This window comes from Streptomyces sp. CBMA156, from assembly GCF_014596515.1.
Lineage (GTDB): Bacteria > Actinomycetota > Actinomycetes > Streptomycetales > Streptomycetaceae > Kitasatospora.
Genome location: NZ_MSJQ01000093.1, coordinates 17,520 through 34,090, shown reverse-complemented (window position 1 = coordinate 34,090; position 16,571 = coordinate 17,520). Strand labels below are relative to the sequence as shown.

General features: G+C 72.7%; 17 protein-coding genes. 7 read left to right on the top strand and 10 right to left on the bottom strand.

The annotated features are described in order from the left end of the window. On the top strand, window positions 1-777 hold a 777-nt coding region (locus BU198_RS08125), incomplete at its 5' end, for an acyl-CoA dehydrogenase family protein (RefSeq protein ID WP_188296164.1). 51 nt (window positions 778-828) lie between these two features. On the opposite strand, the gene BU198_RS08120 is transcribed toward BU198_RS08125, so the two are convergent. The 7 genes from BU198_RS08120 to ychF form a co-directional block, all read right to left on the bottom strand. Then, window positions 829-1,542, bottom strand: a complete 714-nt coding sequence (locus BU198_RS08120) for a response regulator (protein WP_188296163.1) — start codon at window positions 1,540-1,542, stop codon at window positions 829-831. Window positions 1,543-1,688: 146 nt separating this feature from the next. Further along, on the bottom strand, window positions 1,689-1,856 hold the full coding sequence (locus tag BU198_RS08115) for a hypothetical protein (RefSeq protein ID WP_188296162.1): 168 nt from the start codon (window positions 1,854-1,856) through the stop codon (window positions 1,689-1,691). Window positions 1,857-2,088: 232 nt separating this feature from the next. Continuing rightward, window positions 2,089-4,950, bottom strand: a complete 2,862-nt coding sequence (locus BU198_RS08110; RefSeq protein ID WP_411293158.1) for a BTAD domain-containing putative transcriptional regulator — start codon at window positions 4,948-4,950, stop codon at window positions 2,089-2,091. A gap of 307 nt (window positions 4,951-5,257) precedes the next feature. Then, a complete protein-coding gene (locus BU198_RS08105; RefSeq protein WP_223244092.1) occupies window positions 5,258-6,178 on the bottom strand; it encodes a phosphoribosylglycinamide synthetase in 921 nt (306 codons plus the stop codon). Between the two features lie 181 nt (window positions 6,179-6,359). Continuing rightward, window positions 6,360-6,614: a Txe/YoeB family addiction module toxin gene (locus BU198_RS08100; RefSeq protein ID WP_188296159.1), complete on the bottom strand. Its 255-nt coding sequence runs from the start codon at window positions 6,612-6,614 to the stop codon at window positions 6,360-6,362. After that, a complete protein-coding gene (locus BU198_RS08095) occupies window positions 6,611-6,892 on the bottom strand; it encodes a type II toxin-antitoxin system Phd/YefM family antitoxin (protein ID WP_188296158.1) in 282 nt (93 codons plus the stop codon). Before BU198_RS08095 ends, BU198_RS08100 begins: the two co-directional genes overlap by 4 nt. A 188-nt stretch (window positions 6,893-7,080) precedes the next feature. Continuing rightward, window positions 7,081-8,154 (bottom strand): redox-regulated ATPase YchF, encoded by a 1,074-nt coding sequence (gene ychF, locus BU198_RS08090; protein ID WP_188296157.1) that lies wholly within the window; start codon window positions 8,152-8,154, stop codon window positions 7,081-7,083. 235 nt (window positions 8,155-8,389) lie between these two features. Here ychF and BU198_RS08085 point away from each other — a divergent pair, with 235 nt between their 5' ends. Next, window positions 8,390-8,917 (top strand): DUF6542 domain-containing protein, encoded by a 528-nt coding sequence (locus tag BU198_RS08085; protein ID WP_188296156.1) that lies wholly within the window; start codon window positions 8,390-8,392, stop codon window positions 8,915-8,917. A 45-nt stretch (window positions 8,918-8,962) separates the two neighbouring features. Here the strand turns inward: BU198_RS08085 and ppgK are convergent, their stop codons facing one another. Beyond that, on the bottom strand, window positions 8,963-9,709 hold the full coding sequence (gene ppgK, locus BU198_RS08080; protein ID WP_188296155.1) for a polyphosphate--glucose phosphotransferase: 747 nt from the start codon (window positions 9,707-9,709) through the stop codon (window positions 8,963-8,965). Between the two features lie 149 nt (window positions 9,710-9,858). Then, window positions 9,859-10,833, bottom strand: a complete 975-nt coding sequence (locus tag BU198_RS08075; RefSeq protein WP_188296154.1) for a 4-hydroxy-3-methylbut-2-enyl diphosphate reductase — start codon at window positions 10,831-10,833, stop codon at window positions 9,859-9,861. A gap of 110 nt (window positions 10,834-10,943) precedes the next feature. Here BU198_RS08075 and BU198_RS08070 point away from each other — a divergent pair, with 110 nt between their 5' ends. From BU198_RS08070 to BU198_RS08055, 4 genes are all read left to right on the top strand, one after another. After that, complete coding sequence (locus tag BU198_RS08070; RefSeq protein ID WP_188296153.1) at window positions 10,944-12,326, top strand: APC family permease; 1,383 nt, start codon at window positions 10,944-10,946, stop codon at window positions 12,324-12,326. 86 nt (window positions 12,327-12,412) lie between these two features. Then, window positions 12,413-13,624, top strand: coding sequence for an exodeoxyribonuclease VII large subunit (gene xseA, locus BU198_RS08065; RefSeq protein ID WP_188296152.1), 1,212 nt, complete (start codon window positions 12,413-12,415; stop codon window positions 13,622-13,624). A gap of 68 nt (window positions 13,625-13,692) precedes the next feature. Further along, entirely contained in the window at window positions 13,693-13,953 is a 261-nt protein-coding gene (locus tag BU198_RS08060) for an exodeoxyribonuclease VII small subunit (protein WP_188296151.1), read from the top strand. A 111-nt stretch (window positions 13,954-14,064) separates the two neighbouring features. Then, the gene (locus tag BU198_RS08055; RefSeq protein WP_188296150.1) at window positions 14,065-14,667 is read left to right on the top strand and encodes a malonic semialdehyde reductase; all 603 of its coding nucleotides are present in this window, start codon (window positions 14,065-14,067) and stop codon (window positions 14,665-14,667) included. Window positions 14,668-14,770: 103 nt separating this feature from the next. On the opposite strand, the gene BU198_RS08050 is transcribed toward BU198_RS08055, so the two are convergent. Beyond that, window positions 14,771-15,307: a DUF4245 domain-containing protein gene (locus BU198_RS08050; protein ID WP_317620017.1), complete on the bottom strand. Its 537-nt coding sequence runs from the start codon at window positions 15,305-15,307 to the stop codon at window positions 14,771-14,773. 214 nt (window positions 15,308-15,521) lie between these two features. Here BU198_RS08050 and glpX point away from each other — a divergent pair, with 214 nt between their 5' ends. After that, complete coding sequence (gene glpX / locus BU198_RS08045; RefSeq protein WP_188296149.1) at window positions 15,522-16,562, top strand: class II fructose-bisphosphatase; 1,041 nt, start codon at window positions 15,522-15,524, stop codon at window positions 16,560-16,562. Window positions 16,563-16,571 lie beyond the last annotated feature (9 nt).

Below are 16,571 nucleotides of genomic sequence, written 5' to 3'. Positions count from 1 at the left end.
GGCTCGGCACTGGCCGGCCTGGAGGCGCTGCCCGCCGGCGGCGGGGTCACCGCGACCCCGCGGGCCGGCGGCTGGGAGCTGACCGGCGCGGTCACGGTCGACGACCCGGGCGCCGGGACGTTCCTGGTGGCCACCAGGACGGGCGACGGGCCGGTGCTCGTCGCGGTGCCGCGCGAGGCGGCCGGTGTCACCGCGGAGGGCGGGTGCTGGCCGCCGGTCGTCCGCTTCGGGGCCACCCCGGTCAGCGCGGCGGACGTGGTCGGGCCGCTGGACGACTCGCCCACCGGTCCGCTCGCCAGGGCCCGGCTGCGGCAGGCCGCCTACCTGCTGGGCATCGCCGACGGCGCGCACCGGATCGCGGTGGAGTACTCCGGCTTCCGGCGGCAGTTCGGCACCAGGCTGCGTGACCTGCCCGCGGTCGCGTTCCCGCTGGCGCGGGCCGTGGTGGCGTTGCGCGCGACCGGGGCGGCGGTCTACCGGGGGGCCTGGCTGGCCGACTCCGAGCCGGACGCCGTCGGCACCGCGCCCCTGGTGGCGCTGGCGACGGCCGCCGAGACCGCCCGCGACGTGGTGCGGCTGAGCATGCAGGGCTGCGGGGTGCGCGCGATGACCCCGGAACTGGGCCTGCACCGGTACTTCCGGCTGGCCGCGGCCGAGTCCGCCCGGTACGGCGATCCCGCCGCGCTGTGGCGGACGGTCGGCGCCGAGCGCGTCCGGGCGGCCCGGAGCGCCGCCGCCGGTACGGGACTTCCCGTCGCGGCGACGACCCGGCCGTAGGGCCCGCGGACAAGCCCCAGGGGGCTCGGCCCGCGCGCGGGCCCCTGGGGCTCAGCTCGCGCGCAGGCCCCTCGGCGACACCAGCCTCCCGTCGCCGAGGGGCTGTCCCGCGGAGTGGATGAGTCCGGTCCGGTAGGCCAGCGACACGAGTTCGGCGCGGTCCCTGACCCCGAGCTTGGTGCGCACCCGGTAGAGGTGGGTACGGACCGTCGCCTCCCCGATGATCAGTTCGCGGGCCACCTCCTCGGTGGACATGCCCCGCGCCACCATTCTGGTCACTTCCCTCTCCCGCGGGGTCAGTTCGGTCACCTCGGGGCACGACGCGGTCTCCTGGGGCTCCGGCTGCGCACGGAACCAGGTGACCAGCCGCTGCGCGATGTTCGGCGCGAGCATGGTCTGCCCGGCGGCCGCCGCCTGGATCGCGGTGATCAGCTCCTGCGGACTCGCGTCCTTGCCGAGCAGGCAGCTCGCGCCGGCGTGCAGCACGTCGCTCACCGTCTTGTCGGTGTCGGAGGCGGTGAACACCACCACGTTGGGCGCCTCGCCCTCCTGACCGAGCCGGCGGATCATCTCCAGGCCGGAGATGGTCTGGAGGTTCAGGTCCGTGACCACGACGTCCGGCCGCGTGGTGCGCACCAGGACGATGGCTTCCATGCCGTTGTGGGTCGTGCCGATCACGTCGATGTCCGGCACCGCGTCGAGGAGGGTCTTGAGACCGTCCGCGATGACCGGCAACTGGTCACAGATGAGCACCCGAATGGTCATTGTGTTCCCCCTGATAAGGATTGGGCAGAAGCCGCGGCGTCATGAACGGGATGCAGACCGGGGCCACCGCGCGACGCGGTGGCGGCTCTCAGCTGTTCCTGGCGGCCCGGCCGAGGGGCCGCAACCCGCGGTTGCGGCCCGTCGGTTCAGCCGTTTCCGTTGTTGCCGTCGGTCCCGGAGACGACCGTGTTCGGCACCAGGACGACGGCGGCGGCGGTGTGCTTGGCCGGCTCCGGCACATCGGAGACGGCGGTGAGGCCCCCCAGCAGGGCACCGAGGGCGAGGACCGGGGCGGCGATGGGAATGACGCGCATGAGGTGAGCTCCTTTGGTGGGGCAGGCTTTTGTCGACTCCGCTGATGCTCCCGATTTGACTTCCCGGCCCGTTCCCCTCTCGACACCCGCCCGATACCCACACAACGCCGGAGCCTCCCCAGCCGTACCGGTTTCGGACGGTGCGGCGCGCGCCGCCCGGTCACCGGCGCGCGGCACCCGCCCTGCCGTCCCCCTGCCGTCCCCCGCCCCGGGACGCCCGCCCCGCGGCCCCTCACCGCGCGGTCTCCTGCACCCCCATCAGCGAGAAGAGGCGGCCCGCCGCCGCACGGTGCTTCCTGGCCGCGTGCCGGTCCCCCTGGGCGTCGGCGGTCCTGGCGAGGTCCCACAGCGCGCTCGCCTCGTCGTGGCGCAGCTCCATGCGGCAGGCGATCTCGTAGGCCAGCAGCTGCTGGGCCCGCGCCGCGCTCAGGTCGCCGTGCGCGTACAGGGCCCGCCCGGCCGAGAGGTGGACGGTGGCACGGTGGATGTCGTCGGTGCAGCGGGTGGCCTCGGCGAGCGCGTGGGTGGCACTGCTCGCCGCCTCCTCCAGCAGGCCCATGCACACCAGCACGTCCGTCCTGCGAGCGAGGACCAGCGGCAGCACGGAGGGCATGCTCATCCGCCGGCACCGCTCCAGCGCCGCGTCGGCCCGGGCGAGCGCCTCGTCGTAGCGGCCCAGGCCCTCGATCGCCTGCGAGAGGTTGCTCAGCGCGTCCACGGAGAGCTGGATCTCCTGGATCGAGTCGAAGATGGCCACCGCCCGCTCCGCCGAGTCCGCCGCCTCCTCGAACCGCCCGAGCCGCACCTGGATGAGGCTCAGGGTGCTCAGCGACGAGCCGTCGAGCCGGGTGAAGCCGAGTTCCTGGGCGGCGAGGTTGGCCTCCTCGCTCAGCCGGAGCGCCCGGTCCAGCTCCCCCAGGCTGTTGTACGCCTGCCCCAGCCGCGCCTTGCACTCCGCCTCGCTGTGCGCGTCCGCCATCAGCTGGGACAGGTCCACCGCCTCCTCCAGCCGGGCCACGGCCTCCCGCAGCTGGCCCAGCCGCCACTTGCCCATGGCCAGGTTCATGAGGTTCAGCCGGGTCAGCGGCCGGTCCCCGAGCTTCCGCGAGGCGCTCACCCCCTTCTCCAGCGCCGCGTTCGCCTGGGCGTCGTAGCCGCGGATGCTCGAATGGAAGCCCAGCTCGCGCGGCAGCCGCGCGGCGTGCCAGAACAGCCCCCTGTCGTACGCGGCGTCGACGGCCAGCAGCAGGCTGTCGCGGTGCTGGTCGAGCCACTGGAGCGCCGCCTCCTTGTCGGCGTACCGGTGGCCCCTGGCGTCCTCGCCGGTGTCCCCGAAGCGGCGCCGCCCGGGGAAGAGCACGTCGCACGCGTTCTCCGCCCGGTGCAGGTAGTGGTCCAGCAGCCGCCGCACCGCCTGGGCGTCCTCCGGCGCCTTCTGGCTCTGCGCCACCCGGTGCACGAAGCTGCGCACCAGGTCGTGCAGGGCGTACGCCCCCGGCTCCCTGGCCTCCAGCAGCCGTACGTCTACCAGCTCTTCCAGCACGTTCTCGGCCGTCATCGGGTCGGTGTCCAGCAGCGCGGCGGCCTCGTCGGCGTCCAGGTAGCGCCCGGGGTGGTGTCCCAGCAGCCGGAAGGCCGTCCGCTGCTCCTGGGGCATGGACTGGTACGACAGCAGCAGCGCGCCCGCGACCCCCCGGCCCTCGCTGGCGAGTTCGTCCAGGCGCCGCTCGTGGTCCCGCAGCCGGTCGACGAGCCGCTGGACGGTCCAGCGCGGGCGGTTCGCCAACCGGGCGGCGGCGATCCTGACCGCCAGCGGAAGCCCCCCGCACAGCCGCACCAGCTCGCGGGCCGCCTCCGGCTCCCGCTCCACCCGCTCGGCGCCGAGGGTGGTGCGCAGCAGCTGGTGGCTGTCCGGCTCGGGAAGGGCGCCCACGGTGAGCCACTCGGCCCCGTCCAGCCCGGTCAGCCGGGGGCGGCTGGTGATCAGGACCAGGCTGTCGGAGGAGGCCGGGATCAGCGCCCGCACCTGGTCGGAGGCGGCGGCGTTGTCCAGCACCAGGAGCATCCGGCGGCCGTGCATGTAGGACTGCCACAGCGCGGCGCGCCCGGCCGGCACCACGGGTATCTCGCTGCTGGGGATGCCGACGGCGGCGAGCAGGTCCCCCTGGGCGTGGAACGCGCTGAGCGGCGTCTGGCCCGGGGTGAAGCCGTGCAGGTCGACGAAGAGCCGGCCGCACGGGTACTGCTCGGCCATTTGGTGGGCCGCGTGGATGGCCAGCGCCGTCTTGCCGCCGCCGCCCATGCCGTCGATGGCCAGGACCGTCGGCGAGCCCTCGGGGGCGTGCCCGGCCGCGTCCCGGATCCACTTCAGCTCGGAGGTCCGTCCCGAGAAGTCCGGCACGTCGAACGGCAGCGCGTGCGGAGCCTCGGTGGCCGAGTGCCTGGCCCGGGACGCGGAGCGCTCCCGGCGGGAGAGCGCCGGGTCCTGACGCAGGATGCGTTCGTGCAGATCGGTCAGCTCGATGCCGGGGTCGATGCCCAGTTCGTCGGCGAGGTGGTCCCTGGCGCGGGCGAACTCGCTCAGCGCGGCGGCCTGTTGGCCGGAGTGGTAGAGGGCGAGCATCAGCCGGCTGCGCAGGGTCTCGCGCAGCGGGTGCTCGTCCACCAGGGTGCGCAGCTCGCCCGTGATCTCGGAGGCCTCGCCCGCCTCCATGCACAGGTCGTAGAGCTGCTCCGCGGCGGTGAGCCGCTGTTCCTCCAGGGCCGTCGAGGCGGCGTCGACGACGCGTCCGCCGGATCCGGACAGCACCGGCCCCCGCCAGAGGGCCAGTGCCTCGCGCAGCCGCGCCGCGGCCCGGTCCGCCTCCCCCGCGTCCGACGACTCCCTGGCCTGCCGCAGCAGCCGCTGGTAGCGCAGCAGGTCGAGCTGTCCGGTGTCGACGACCGCGCGGTAGCCGGGCCCGTCGGTGACGATGGTGTCCGGTCCGTACGGGATGAGGCGGCGCAGCTTGGCGACCGTCTTGCGCACCTGGTGCTCGGCGCTGTCCGGCGGCTTCTCGTTCCAGGCGGCCGTCACCAGACGGGAGATGGGCACCACCCGCCCCGCCTCCAGGAGCAGCACGGCGAGGACGCGCCGTTGCAGGGGCCCGTTGATCGGAACCGGTTCCGATCCGCTGCGGACTTCCAGTGAGCCGAGGACCGCGAATTCCGGTTTGGGACCGGTGGCGCCTCCCATGTCATCCGATGTCCCGGCCTGCACCCGATCCTCCCCCGTAGATGGGACGCACGTCCTCGTGAGAATAGGTCACCTCATGGAGTACATGCACCTGCCATGTTCGACTCCGGCGATCCATTCCCGTGCTCCCCCGCAGCTCCGCGGGGGGTCGCGGCCGCCCGGCGCGCTATTCGGTTGGCCGGATATCGGCGATGAGGTCCTCCCGCGCATTGGAGACCCGCTCCTGGGTGAGTTCCGGACTATCGCCCTCCACGACCACATAGCCGCGCCGGGCACGCGGGTCGCCGACGGGGGGGATCAAGTCGCCGACGGCGTACGGGAAGCGGGCTCCGCGAACCCACGGCGTCACGGCGATGTCCTCCGTACCGGTGTACGTCTCCAGTCTGCCCCCGGGCAGCAGGAAGAACCCGATCTCCGCGTACTGGGAGGCGCTCGGCACGACCGGGGGTCCGCCCAGGAGGGCCGCGAGGACCGCCGCCTCGAAGTCGAAGCCGCGCGCGATCTCCACGAGCAGCGGGATCCGGTCGGCGGCCAGGTGCGCCCGGCAGGACACGATCCGCGGCCCGTCGGGCAGCAGCGCCACCTGGGTGTGGGCCGGGCCGAAGCGGTACCCGCTCGCCTCCAGCCAGTCCACCGCCGCCGCCTCGATGACCTTGCGCTCGTCGTCGGTCAGCGGCGCCGGATGGAGGTAGCCCGTCACCAGGAAGTGCGGGCGCCCCGTGGTGCGTTGGGCGGTCACGCCGACGACGTGGTGGTAGCCGTCCACGGTGAGCGTCTCGACGCTCAGCCGGGGAGCCTGTACGGGGGCCCGCTCGCAGGCCTGGAGCCGCTTGTACGCCTCCGGCGGGTTGGGGGAGAGTCCGAGCCGCCACGCCTCCTCGGCCACCGGCAGGACGGAGTCGCCGTGGCCGCAGTGCAGCAGCGCGTCGATCCCGTGGCGGCGCGTGATCCGCGTGATGGTCTCGCGCAGCCGGTCCTCGTCGGCGAAGTCGGTGAGCAGCAGCTCTTCGGAGCCCTCCTCGATCCGCTGCGCGAAGTCGGCCTCCAGTTGGACCGGGTCCCATATCGACCAGATACGGAACCCCAACTCGGCTCCTCGTCGTACGAGTTGGTGGCTCGGCATCACCAGGAGCAGTCTGGATCGCGAGCCCCTCTGGGAGTGTGCACACATACACGCCACTGTGGCCTGCGGTCTTCCCGCCCTGTTCCCCTTCCCTTCCCCACCGCGCGGCCCCGCCCGCCCGGCCCCCCGCCCCCGCGACGGACGGTCAGTAGTGGTAGCGCGCCGCCAGGACGATGATCTCCCGGTCCGTGACGAGGTAGGCGAGGCGATGCTCGTCGTCGATGCGTCGAGACCACGCGCCCGGCAGGTGGTACTTCAGCGGCTCGGGCTTGCCGAGCCCGGTGAACGGATCGCGCAGGACGTCCTCGATGAGCCTGTTGATCCTCGCGAGCGTCTTGCGGTCGTTCCTGAGCCAGGACGTGTAGTCCTCCCAGCCGTGCTCCTCGAAGACGAGCCTCACTCGGCACCCCGCCCGGCATCAGCCGAGTCGGGGTCGATGAGCGTGCGCTCGGAGAGCCCTGTGCCGTTCAGCGCGTTGTCGTACGCCCTGAGCAGGCGACGCGCGTTCGCCGGCGAACGCAGGAGGTACGAGCCCTCACGCAGGGCGGCGTAGTCCTCGGCGGAGACGAGCACGGCGTTCCCGTGCTTGGACACGATCTCGATGGCGTCGTGGTCCTCGTTGACCTTCTTGATCAACGGGAAGAGATCCCTGCGGGCCTCGCTCGCGGTGATGGACACGCCCATGCCCCCTTTTGGCAAGTGGTACCGGATAACGTACCACTTGGGCGGGACTTTCGGGCGGATCGACAGCCGACGGAGGCCCCCAGAGAGCGGCACCGAAACACGGAGGGGGCCGGACTCCATGAAGTCCGACCCCCTCCGACCCGCACACCTGTCACATCAAGTGACATGCAGTAGCGAATCGATCACACGTTGAAGCGGAACTCGACGACGTCGCCGTCCTGCATGACGTATTCCTTGCCCTCGATCCGGGCCTTGCCCTTGGAGCGGGCCTCGGCGATGGAGCCGGTCTCGACCAGGTCGGCGAAGGAGATCACCTCGGCCTTGATGAAGCCCTTCTGGAAGTCGGTGTGAATGACTCCGGCAGCCTCGGGGGCGGTGGCGCCCTTCCTGATCGTCCAGGCGCGGGTCTCCTTGGGGCCGGCCGTCAGGTAGGTCTGGAGGCCGAGGGTGTCGAAGCCGACCCGGGCGAGGGTGGCCAGGCCCGGCTCCTCCTGGCCCATGGACTGGAGGAGCTCCAGGGCCTCGGCGTCGTCCAGCTCGATCAGCTCGGACTCGATCTTGGCGCTCAGGAAGATCGCCTCGGCCGGGGCGACCAGCTCGCGCTGGGCGTTCTTGAAGTCCTCGTCGGCCAGCTCGTCCTCGTCCACGTTGAAGACGTAGATGAAGGGCTTGGCGGTCAGCAGGTGGAGGTCGCGGATCGGGGCGGTGTCGAAGCCGGCCTCGAAGAGCGTCTTGCCGGTCTCCAGGATCGCCTGCGCGGCCTCGGCGGCGGCCAGCACGGGGGCGGTCTCCTTCTTGAGGCGCGCCTCCTTCTGGAGCCGCGGCAGGACCTTCTCGACGCTCTGGAGGTCGGCCAGGATCAGCTCGGTGTGGATGGTCTCGATGTCGTCCTTGGGCGACACCTTGCCGTCCACGTGCACCACGTCCGGGTCGGTGAAGGCGCGCACGACCTGGCAGATCGCGTCCGACTCGCGGATGTTGGCGAGGAACTTGTTGCCCAGCCCCTCGCCCTCGCTGGCGCCGCGCACGATGCCGGCGATGTCGACGAAGTCGACCGTCGCCGGGAGGATGCGCTGGGAGCCGAAGATCTCGGCGAGCTTGGCCAGCCGCTCGTCCGGGACACCGACCACGCCGACGTTCGGCTCGATGGTGGCGAACGGGTAGTTGGCCGCCAGCACGTCGTTCTTGGTCAGGGCGTTGAACAGGGTCGACTTGCCGACGTTCGGCAGGCCGACGATTCCGATCGTGAGCGACATGAAGCGCAGTCCCGTGGGCTTGGAGGAGTTGGGTCGGCACCGTACGGGCCGACCCCCAAGTCTACGGGCAGCCCCCGCCCCACCTCACTCCTCGGTCGCCGCGGCCCGGGACGGGCCCGTTGATCATGGTGCGCCGCCCCGGCCGGGCGGGCCGCCCCACCTGAGTGACGATCACATCACTACTCCGCCCGGAGACACGGGGCAAGACCTGAACGGTCCATTACACAGTGTGGCGATGATCGGACCGTACGTTGGGCGGGTGGAGCAGAGCATCCGTACCCAGCCGCCAGGGCCAAGACGCCGTCCGCCGACCCGCGCGGCCGCAGCCGCCGTCCCCGGCCCAGGCCGGGCTCCCGGGACCGCCGGAGCCCCCGCCGAGTCCTCCCCCGCCTCCCGGCTGACGGCCGTCGGCACCGGCGTGGCCGCCGTCCTGGCGACGCTCGCGGTGGCCGGCCTGGACCTGCTGCTGTTCGACGGCCTGGGCTGGCTGTTCGGCCTCGGCTACCTGGTGGTCTGCTTCCAGCTGGCCGTCCGGGTGCGCTACGCCGACCTGCTGGCCGCGCCGATCAGCGGGCCGATCGCCTTCGCCCTCGCCCTGCTGCTGCTCGAACCGGTGAACTCCCCCGGCGTCACCGCCCAGGTGGTCTCGCTGGCGACCGGGCTGGCGCTGCGGGCGGACTGGCTGTTCTCCGGCACCGGGCTGGCCACGCTGATCGTGCTCGCCCGGTTCGTCGCCCAGCGCCGGATCCACCGCTCCCGCTGAGGCCCGCCCCCGCCGGAACCGCCCCCGCCGAGGCCGGGCCGGCCCTCAGCCCCCCGCCCTGGCCGCCGCCATGGCGGCCCCGACGATGCCCGCGTCGTTGCGCAGCTCCGCCGGCACCACCCGCGCCGCGCGCTCCTTCAGCCGCGGCAGGAACTTCTCGTGCTTGCGGCTCACCCCGCCGCCGATCACGATCAGCCGCGGCGAGAACAGCATCTCCACCAGGTCCAGGTACTCGTCGACCCGCTCGGCCCACTGCTCCCAGGTCAGCCCGTGCCGCTCCTTGGCGGCCGAGGAGGCCCGGCGCTCGGCGTCCTTGCCGCGCAGCTCCAGGTGGCCCAGCTCGGTGTTGGGCACCAGCACGCCGTCCACGAACAGGGCGCTGCCGATGCCGGTGCCGAAGGTGAGCACCAGCACCACGCCCGACTCGCCCCGCCCGGCGCCGTGCGTCAGCTCGGCCAGCCCGGCCGCGTCCGCGTCGTTCAGGACGGTCGCGGGCATCCCCAGCGCCTCCCGGAAGAGGCCCGCGGCGTCCAGGCCGATCCAGCCCTTGTCCACATTGGCCGCCGTCCTGGTGCGGCCGTCGACCACCACCCCGGGGAAGGTCAGCCCGACCGGGCCCTGATGGCCGAAGTGGCGGACCACCTCGCACACGGCGGCGACCACGGCCTCGGGGGCGGACGGCTGCGGGGTGAGCACCTTGTGGCGCTCCTCGGCGAGCGTGCCCCTGGCGAGGTCGACCGGTGCGCCCTTGATCCCCGAGCCGCCGATGTCCACGCCGAATACCGCCGTCATCACGTCCACCCTCCGCCGTCGGCCGCGGACCCGCTGGTCCACGGCCCGTGAATTGTCCACAGCCTGTGCACAAAGTTACGAGAGGGCGCCCGCCGACGCACAGCAGAGGGCCCGGTACCCCGCACGGGGGTACCGGGCCCTCCGGAGGATCAGAGCTTGCCCGCCGCCTCGGCGCGCAGGTCGCGGCGCAGCTCCTTGGGCAGCGAGAAGATCAGGTGCTCCTCGGCGGTCTTGACCGTCTCGACCGTGTCGTAGCCGCGCGCGGCCAGGAACTCCAGCACGCCGTCGACCAGGATCTCCGGCACCGAGGCGCCGCTGGTCAGGCCGACCGTGGTGACGCCCTCCAGCCACTCCTCGCTGATCTCCTCGGCGAAGTCCACCAGGTGGGCGGCCTTGGCGCCGTACTCCAGTCCGACCTCGACCAGGCGGACGGAGTTGGAGGAGTTCCTGGAGCCGACCACGATCAGCAGGTCGGTCTCGGGGGCCAGCTGCTTGACCGCGACCTGGCGGTTCTGGGTGGCGTAGCAGATGTCGTCGCTGGGCGGGCTGACCAGCCCGGGGAAGCGCTTCTTCAGCTCGCCGACGGTGGCCATGGTCTCGTCGACGGACAGCGTGGTCTGGGACAGCCAGACGACCTTGGACTCGTCCCTGACCTGCACGCCCGCGACATCCTCGGCACCGTCCACCAGGTGGATCCGGTCCGGGGCCTCGCCCATGGTGCCGACGACCTCCTCGTGGCCCTCGTGGCCCACCAGCAGGATGTCGAAGCCCTCGTCGGCGAAGCGCACGGCCTCCTTGTGCACCTTGGTGACCAGCGGGCAGGTGGCGTCGACGGTGGCGAGCTTGCCGGCCCGCGCCTCGTCGTGGACGGACGGGGCGACGCCGTGCGCGGAGAAGACGACGATCGAGCCCTCGGGCACCTCCTCCGTCTCGTCGACGAAGATCGCGCCCTTCTTCTCCAGGGTCTGCACCACGTACTTGTTGTGGACGATCTGCTTGCGGACGTAGATGGGGGCCCCGTACTGCTCCAGGGCCTTCTCCACGGCGATCACGGCGCGGTCGACTCCCGCGCAGTAGCCCCGGGGGGCGGCGAGCAGGACACGGCGCTGCGCGGTCTTGGACATGGCTCCATCGTACGGGCGGCCACGAGTCGCGCCGCCCCTGGCGGGGAGCCGCGCCGATGGCGGGCGCATTCCGTGCAGACCCGGTCAACAGCGCTCAAAATATGGTGTCTATGAGCTCTGTGAGCGAGCAGGTGACGCCGAGCGGCCTGCGCCGCAGCCTGGGCGTCCGCGATCTGATGGTCTACGGACTGCTGTTCATCGCCCCGATGGCGCCGGTCGGCGTGTTCGGTGTGCTGGACGCCAAGAGCCACGGCGCCGTCGCCACGGTGTACCTGGCCGCGACGGTGGCGATGGGCTTCACCGCCTTCTCGTACGCCCAGATGGTCCGCGCGGTGCCGCAGACCGGGTCGGTGTTCGCCTACGCGCGGGCCGGGCTGGGCGAGGGGCCCGGTTTCATCGCCGGCTGGATGGCGATGCTCGACTACCTGCTGATCCCCGCGGTGGCCTACCTGTTCTCCGGGATCGCGCTGAACTCCCTGGTCCCGGACGTCTCGCGCTGGGTGTGGACGGCGCTCGCGGTGGTGGTGACCACCGCGCTCAACCTGGTCGGGGTGCGGACGGCGGCGGCGGTCGGCTTCGCGGTGCTCGCGATGGAGATCCTGGTGCTGGCGGTGTTCGTGGCCGCGGCCGTGGTGGCACTGGCCCAGGGCGGGGCCCAGCGCGGCTGGGACACCCCGTTCACCGCCGTCGGGGACTTCTCGCTGACCGCGGTGATCTCGGCGGTGTCCGTCGCGGTGCTCTCGTACCTGGGCTTCGACGCGATCGCCACCTTCGTGGAGGAGGCGGTCGGCGCCTCGGCGGCGGTGGCCAGGGCGGTGCTCTGGTGCCTGGCGCTGGCCGGGGTGCTGTTCGTCGCCCAGACCTACCTGGCGGCGCTGCTGGAGCCGACCGGCCCGGAGCAGCTGGCCGCCGACCCGGTGGCGCAGGGCTCGGCCTTCTACGACACCGTGGAGAGCGGCGTCGGGCACTGGCTGCACGTGCTGGTGGCGGCGGGCAAGGCGGTCGGCGCGGCCTTCGCGGCCCTGGCCGGGCAGGCCGCGGCCGGGCGGCTGGTCTACGCGATGGGCCGGGACGGACGGCTGCCGCGCGTCCTCGGCTCGGTCGACCCGGCCAGCGCGGTGCCGCGCCGGGCGCTGCTGGCGGCCGCGGTGATCACCATGGCGGCGGCGGTCTGGGCGGCGAACCGGGACGACGGCCTGGACCAGCTCACCTCGGTGGTGAACGTGGGCGCGCTGACCGCCTTCGCGCTGCTGCACGCCTCGGTGATCGGCTGGTACACGGTGCGGCACGGCTCGCGGCGGTGGCTGCGGCACCTGGTCGTGCCGGTGCTGGGGATCGCGGTGATCGGGGCGGTGGTGTACGAGGCCTCGGCCACCGCGCAGATCGTCGGGCTGGTCTGGCTGGCGGCCGGCCTGGTGGTGCTGGCCGTCCAGGGTGCCACCGGCCGGGGCGGCACCCCGGGCACCCGGGCCGGCGGGCGCCGGCAGCCGTAGCCGCGGCCGGGGCGGCGGCGACCGGGGCCGGACCGGAGGCCGCGGCGGTCTCGGCCGTGTCGGCGGACGCCGCTAGCCTCGTACGCATGGCCAACACCAGCTCCCCCGAAGCGCCGCTCCCGGTCGGCAAGGTCTCCGCGCTGATCGGCGGCTGGATCGACCGGCTCGGCGCGGTCTGGGTGGAGGGCCAGATCACCCAGCTCAGCCGCCGTCCGGGGGCGGGTGTGGTGTTCCTGACCCTGCGCGACCCGCAGGCGGACGTGTCGCTCACCGTGACCTGCTTCCGCTCGGTGTTCGACCAGGTCGCGGACGTGGTGCAGGAGGGCGCGCGGGTCGTCGTGCACGCCAAGCCGGAGTGGTACGCGGCGCGCGGGCAGCTGTCGCTGCGCGCCTCGGAGATCCGGCCGGTGGGCCTGGGCGAGCTGCTGGCCCGGCTGGAGCAGCTGAAGCGGCGGCTGGCCGGGGAGGGCCTGTTCGCGGCCGAGCGCAAGCGGGCGCTGCCGTTCCTGCCGCAGTGCGTGGGGCTGGTCACCGGGCGCGACTCGGCGGCCGAGCGGGACGTCCTGGAGAACGCCAGGCGGCGCTGGCCGGCCGTCCGCTTCGAGGTCCGCAACGTCCCGGTGCAGGGGGTCAGCGCGGTGGAGCGGGTGAGTGCGGCCGTGCGGGAGCTGGACGAGCACCCCGAGGTGGACGTGATCATCGTGGCCCGCGGCGGCGGCAGCGTGGAGGACCTGCTGCCGTTCTCGGACGAGGGGCTGGTGCGGCTGGTCGCGGCCGCCCGTACGCCGGTGGTGAGCGCGATCGGGCACGAGCCGGACCAGCCACTGCTGGACTTCGTCGCCGACCTGCGCGCCTCCACCCCGACCGACGCGGCCAAACGGGTGGTTCCCGACGTCGGCGAGGAGCTGGCCAAGGTCCGCCAGCTGCGCGACCGCGCCCGCCGGCACGTGCTGTCCCGGGTCGAGCGCGAGCAGCACGGGCTGGACGGGCTGCGCAGCCGCCCGTCGCTGGCCGCCCCGCACCGGATGCTGGACGGCCGCGGGCAGGAGGTGGACGGCCTGCTGGAGCGGGCCAGGCGCACCCTGCGGCACCGGCTGGACCACGCCCAGAGCGACCTCGGGCACACCCTGGCCAGGGTGGTCGCGCTCTCCCCGGCGGCCACCCTGGAGCGCGGCTACGCGGTGCTCCAGCGGGCGGACGGCACGGTGGTGACCGACCCGGCGCAGGCCGCTCCCGGCGAGGGGCTGCACGCCAGGGTGGCGGGCGGCGGCTTCGACGTCACCGTGGCGCCCGGGTAGCCGGCGACGCGGGGGGCTGGGGACGCGGGGGCTGGGGAGTGTCGGCCCGAGCCCCTACGCTGGCACGCATGGCAGAGCAGCAGGAACAGCAGGACGCGACGGCGGCACCGAACCCGGACGACGCGCTGGGCTACGAGCACGCCAGGGACGCGCTGCTGGAGGTCGTCCGGCAGCTGGAGACCGGCGGGACATCGCTGGAGGAGTCGCTGGCCCTGTGGGAGCGCGGCGAGCAGCTGGCCAAGGTGTGCCAGCGCTGGCTGGACGGCGCCCGGGCCCGGCTGGACGCCGCGCTGGCCGCCGAGGAGGACGGGGCCCGGGGCGGCGAGTGACGTGGGTCACACTGACTTGGGGAATCGTTGAATATTCACCTATGTTGGTGGAAGTGAACGGCCACGGCCGATCACACCGACGAACCCCAATTCCGCTTGAGGTGCAGAAGCATGACCACCGACGCCCTGGTACTCGACGCCGCCGCTCAGGACCTGCTGTTCCGTGAGGCCCGCACCGCGAACACCTTCACCGAGGAGCCCGTCTCCGAGGAGCAGATCCAGGCCATCTACGAGCTGGTGAAGTTCGGCCCGACCGCCTTCAACCAGCAGCCGCTGCGCGTCGTCCTGGTCCGCTCGGCCGAGGGCCGCGAGCGCCTCGTCCAGCACATGGCGGACGGCAACAAGGCCAAGACCTCCGCCGCGCCGCTGGTCGCCATCCTGGCCGCGGACAACGAGTTCCACGAGGAGCTGCCGACCCAGCTCCCGCACTTCCCGCAGGCCAAGGACATGTTCTTCACGGAGCGCAGCGTCCGTGAGCAGTCCGCCACGCTGAACGGCGCCCTCCAGGCCGCCTACTTCATCATCGGCGTGCGCGCCGCCGGCCTGGCCGCCGGCCCGATGACCGGCTACGACGCCGCGGGCCTCAACAAGGAGTTCTTCGGCAACGGCGAGCACTCGGTGCTGGCCGTGGTCAACATCGGCAAGCCGGGCGAGGAGGCCTGGTTCCCGCGTTCGCCGCGCCTGGCCTACGACGAGGTCGTCACCACGGTCTGACCCGTCCCGCGCGAAGGGCCCCGCACCGGTTCGTCCGGTGCGGGGCCCTTCGGCGTGCGCGGGAGGAGAACCCGGCGCGCGAGGACCCGGCGCGGGGGCGGGGCTACTTGAGCGCCTGCGCCAGCTCGGCCAGCTCCTCGTAGGAGGCGGTGCCGGTGAGCAGGGTGGTCCCGGAGCCGGTCTGGGCGGCCAGCGCGCGGGCCTTCTCGCCCCGCACCCGGTCCCAGCTGCGGCCGGACACGTCGGAGGTGCCGTCCGGCTTGGCGCCCGTGACGTAGTCGGCCACCAGCGCGTCGCGCTTCACGTCGCTCTGCTCGATCGCCGCGTACTGGCCCGAGGGGGTCACGAAACCCAGGTGCCAGGCGTTGCCCTTGCCGTTGTTCATGTCGGCCGGCCGGTAGCTGACCGAGGTGGCCCGCCACTTGTCCGGCAGCCCCTCGGGGGAGAGCAGCGGATACGGCGCGGCACGCTTGGCCGAGGCCGCCGCCACCTTGTACTCGACCGCGTGCACCGGGTCGCCGCTGGCGTCGTGCGGGAGGAACAGGTATCCGATCCAGACGACGAAACCGACCGCCAGCATCGACAGGACCATGTCCCGTACGGTCTGCCGGCCCCTCATGCCCTTGTTGTCTGCTGCCACCCCCACATGGTGACTCATCCACATCACGCGACACTCACCAGGGGGGTTCACGCACGGGTGAAACGGAACGAAACGGTGGTTTCCGCCCGGGGCAGCGACCCGCGCCACAGACAGTCATCTCGTGGGCAGATACGATCGCAGGACCCTCACCACGGCGTTCGACCAGGCAGTAGTCGGGCGCTTACTGGCCGTCGCGTACAGAGAGGTAACGACGATGACCGCGCAGTACCCTCACCACCTTCCCAGTGCCCTGGAGGTCGCGCCGGAGGCTCCCGACCGGAACCTCGCGCTCGAACTCGTCAGGGTCACCGAGGCGGCCGCGATGGCCGCCGGCCGGTGGGTCGGACGTGGCGACAAGAACGGCGCGGACGGCGCCGCCGTCAAGGCGATGCGCACCCTCGTCTCGACCGTCTCGATGAACGGCATCGTCGTCATCGGCGAAGGCGAGAAGGACGAAGCCCCGATGCTCTACAACGGCGAGCGGGTCGGCGACGGCACCGGCGCCGAGTGCGACGTCGCGGTGGACCCGGTGGACGGCACCACGCTGACCGCCAAGGGCATGAACAACGCGGTGGCCGTGCTGGCCGTCGCCGACCGCGGCACCATGTTCGACCCCAGCGCCGTGTTCTACATGGACAAGCTGGTGGCCGGCCCCGAGGCGGCCGAGTTCGTCGACATCACCGCCCCGCCGGCGGTCAACATCCGCAGGGTCGCCAAGGCCAAGGGCAGCGCCGTCGAGGACGTCACCGTCGTCGTGCTCGACCGCCCGCGCCACGACAGCCTGGTCCGGGAGATCCGCGAGGCGGGCGCCCGGATCAAGTTCATCTCGGACGGCGACGTGGCCGGCGCCATCATGGCCGCCCGCGAGGGCACCGGCGTCGACCTGCTGATGGGCGTCGGCGGCACCCCCGAGGGCATCATCGCGGCCTGCGCGATGAAGTGCATGGGCGGCGTCATCCAGGGCCGACTGTGGCCCAAGGACGACGCCGAGCGGCAGAAGGCCCTGGACGCCGGCCACGACCTGGACCGGGTGCTCACCACCGACGACCTGGTCAGCGGCGAGAACGTGTTCTTCGTCGCCACCGGCATCACCGACGGCGAGCTGCTGCGCGGCGTGCACTACCGCTCGGAGACCGCCACCACCAGCTCGCTGGTGATGCGCTCCAAGAGCGGCACCATCCGCGAGATCAACTCCACCCACAAGCTCTCGAAGCTGCGGGCGTACAGCGCGATCGACTTCGACCGCGCCAACTGAGGCCCGGAA

Coding starts and splice junctions, on each gene's coding strand:
- BU198_RS08120 (WP_188296163.1), bottom strand. CDS start 1,542: ATGACCATTCGGGTGCTCATCTGTGACCAGTTGCCGGTCATCGCGGAC.
- BU198_RS08115 (WP_188296162.1), bottom strand. CDS start 1,856: ATGCGCGTCATTCCCATCGCCGCCCCGGTCCTCGCCCTCGGTGCCCTG.
- ychF (WP_188296157.1), bottom strand. CDS start 8,154: ATGTCGCTCACGATCGGAATCGTCGGCCTGCCGAACGTCGGCAAGTCG.
- BU198_RS08085 (WP_188296156.1), top strand. CDS start 8,390: ATGATCGGACCGTACGTTGGGCGGGTGGAGCAGAGCATCCGTACCCAG.
- ppgK (WP_188296155.1), bottom strand. CDS start 9,709: ATGACGGCGGTATTCGGCGTGGACATCGGCGGCTCGGGGATCAAGGGC.
- BU198_RS08075 (WP_188296154.1), bottom strand. CDS start 10,833: ATGTCCAAGACCGCGCAGCGCCGTGTCCTGCTCGCCGCCCCCCGGGGC.
- BU198_RS08070 (WP_188296153.1), top strand. CDS start 10,944: ATGAGCTCTGTGAGCGAGCAGGTGACGCCGAGCGGCCTGCGCCGCAGC.
- xseA (WP_188296152.1), top strand. CDS start 12,413: ATGGCCAACACCAGCTCCCCCGAAGCGCCGCTCCCGGTCGGCAAGGTC.
- BU198_RS08060 (WP_188296151.1), top strand. CDS start 13,693: ATGGCAGAGCAGCAGGAACAGCAGGACGCGACGGCGGCACCGAACCCG.
- BU198_RS08055 (WP_188296150.1), top strand. CDS start 14,065: ATGACCACCGACGCCCTGGTACTCGACGCCGCCGCTCAGGACCTGCTG.
- glpX (WP_188296149.1), top strand. CDS start 15,522: ATGACCGCGCAGTACCCTCACCACCTTCCCAGTGCCCTGGAGGTCGCG.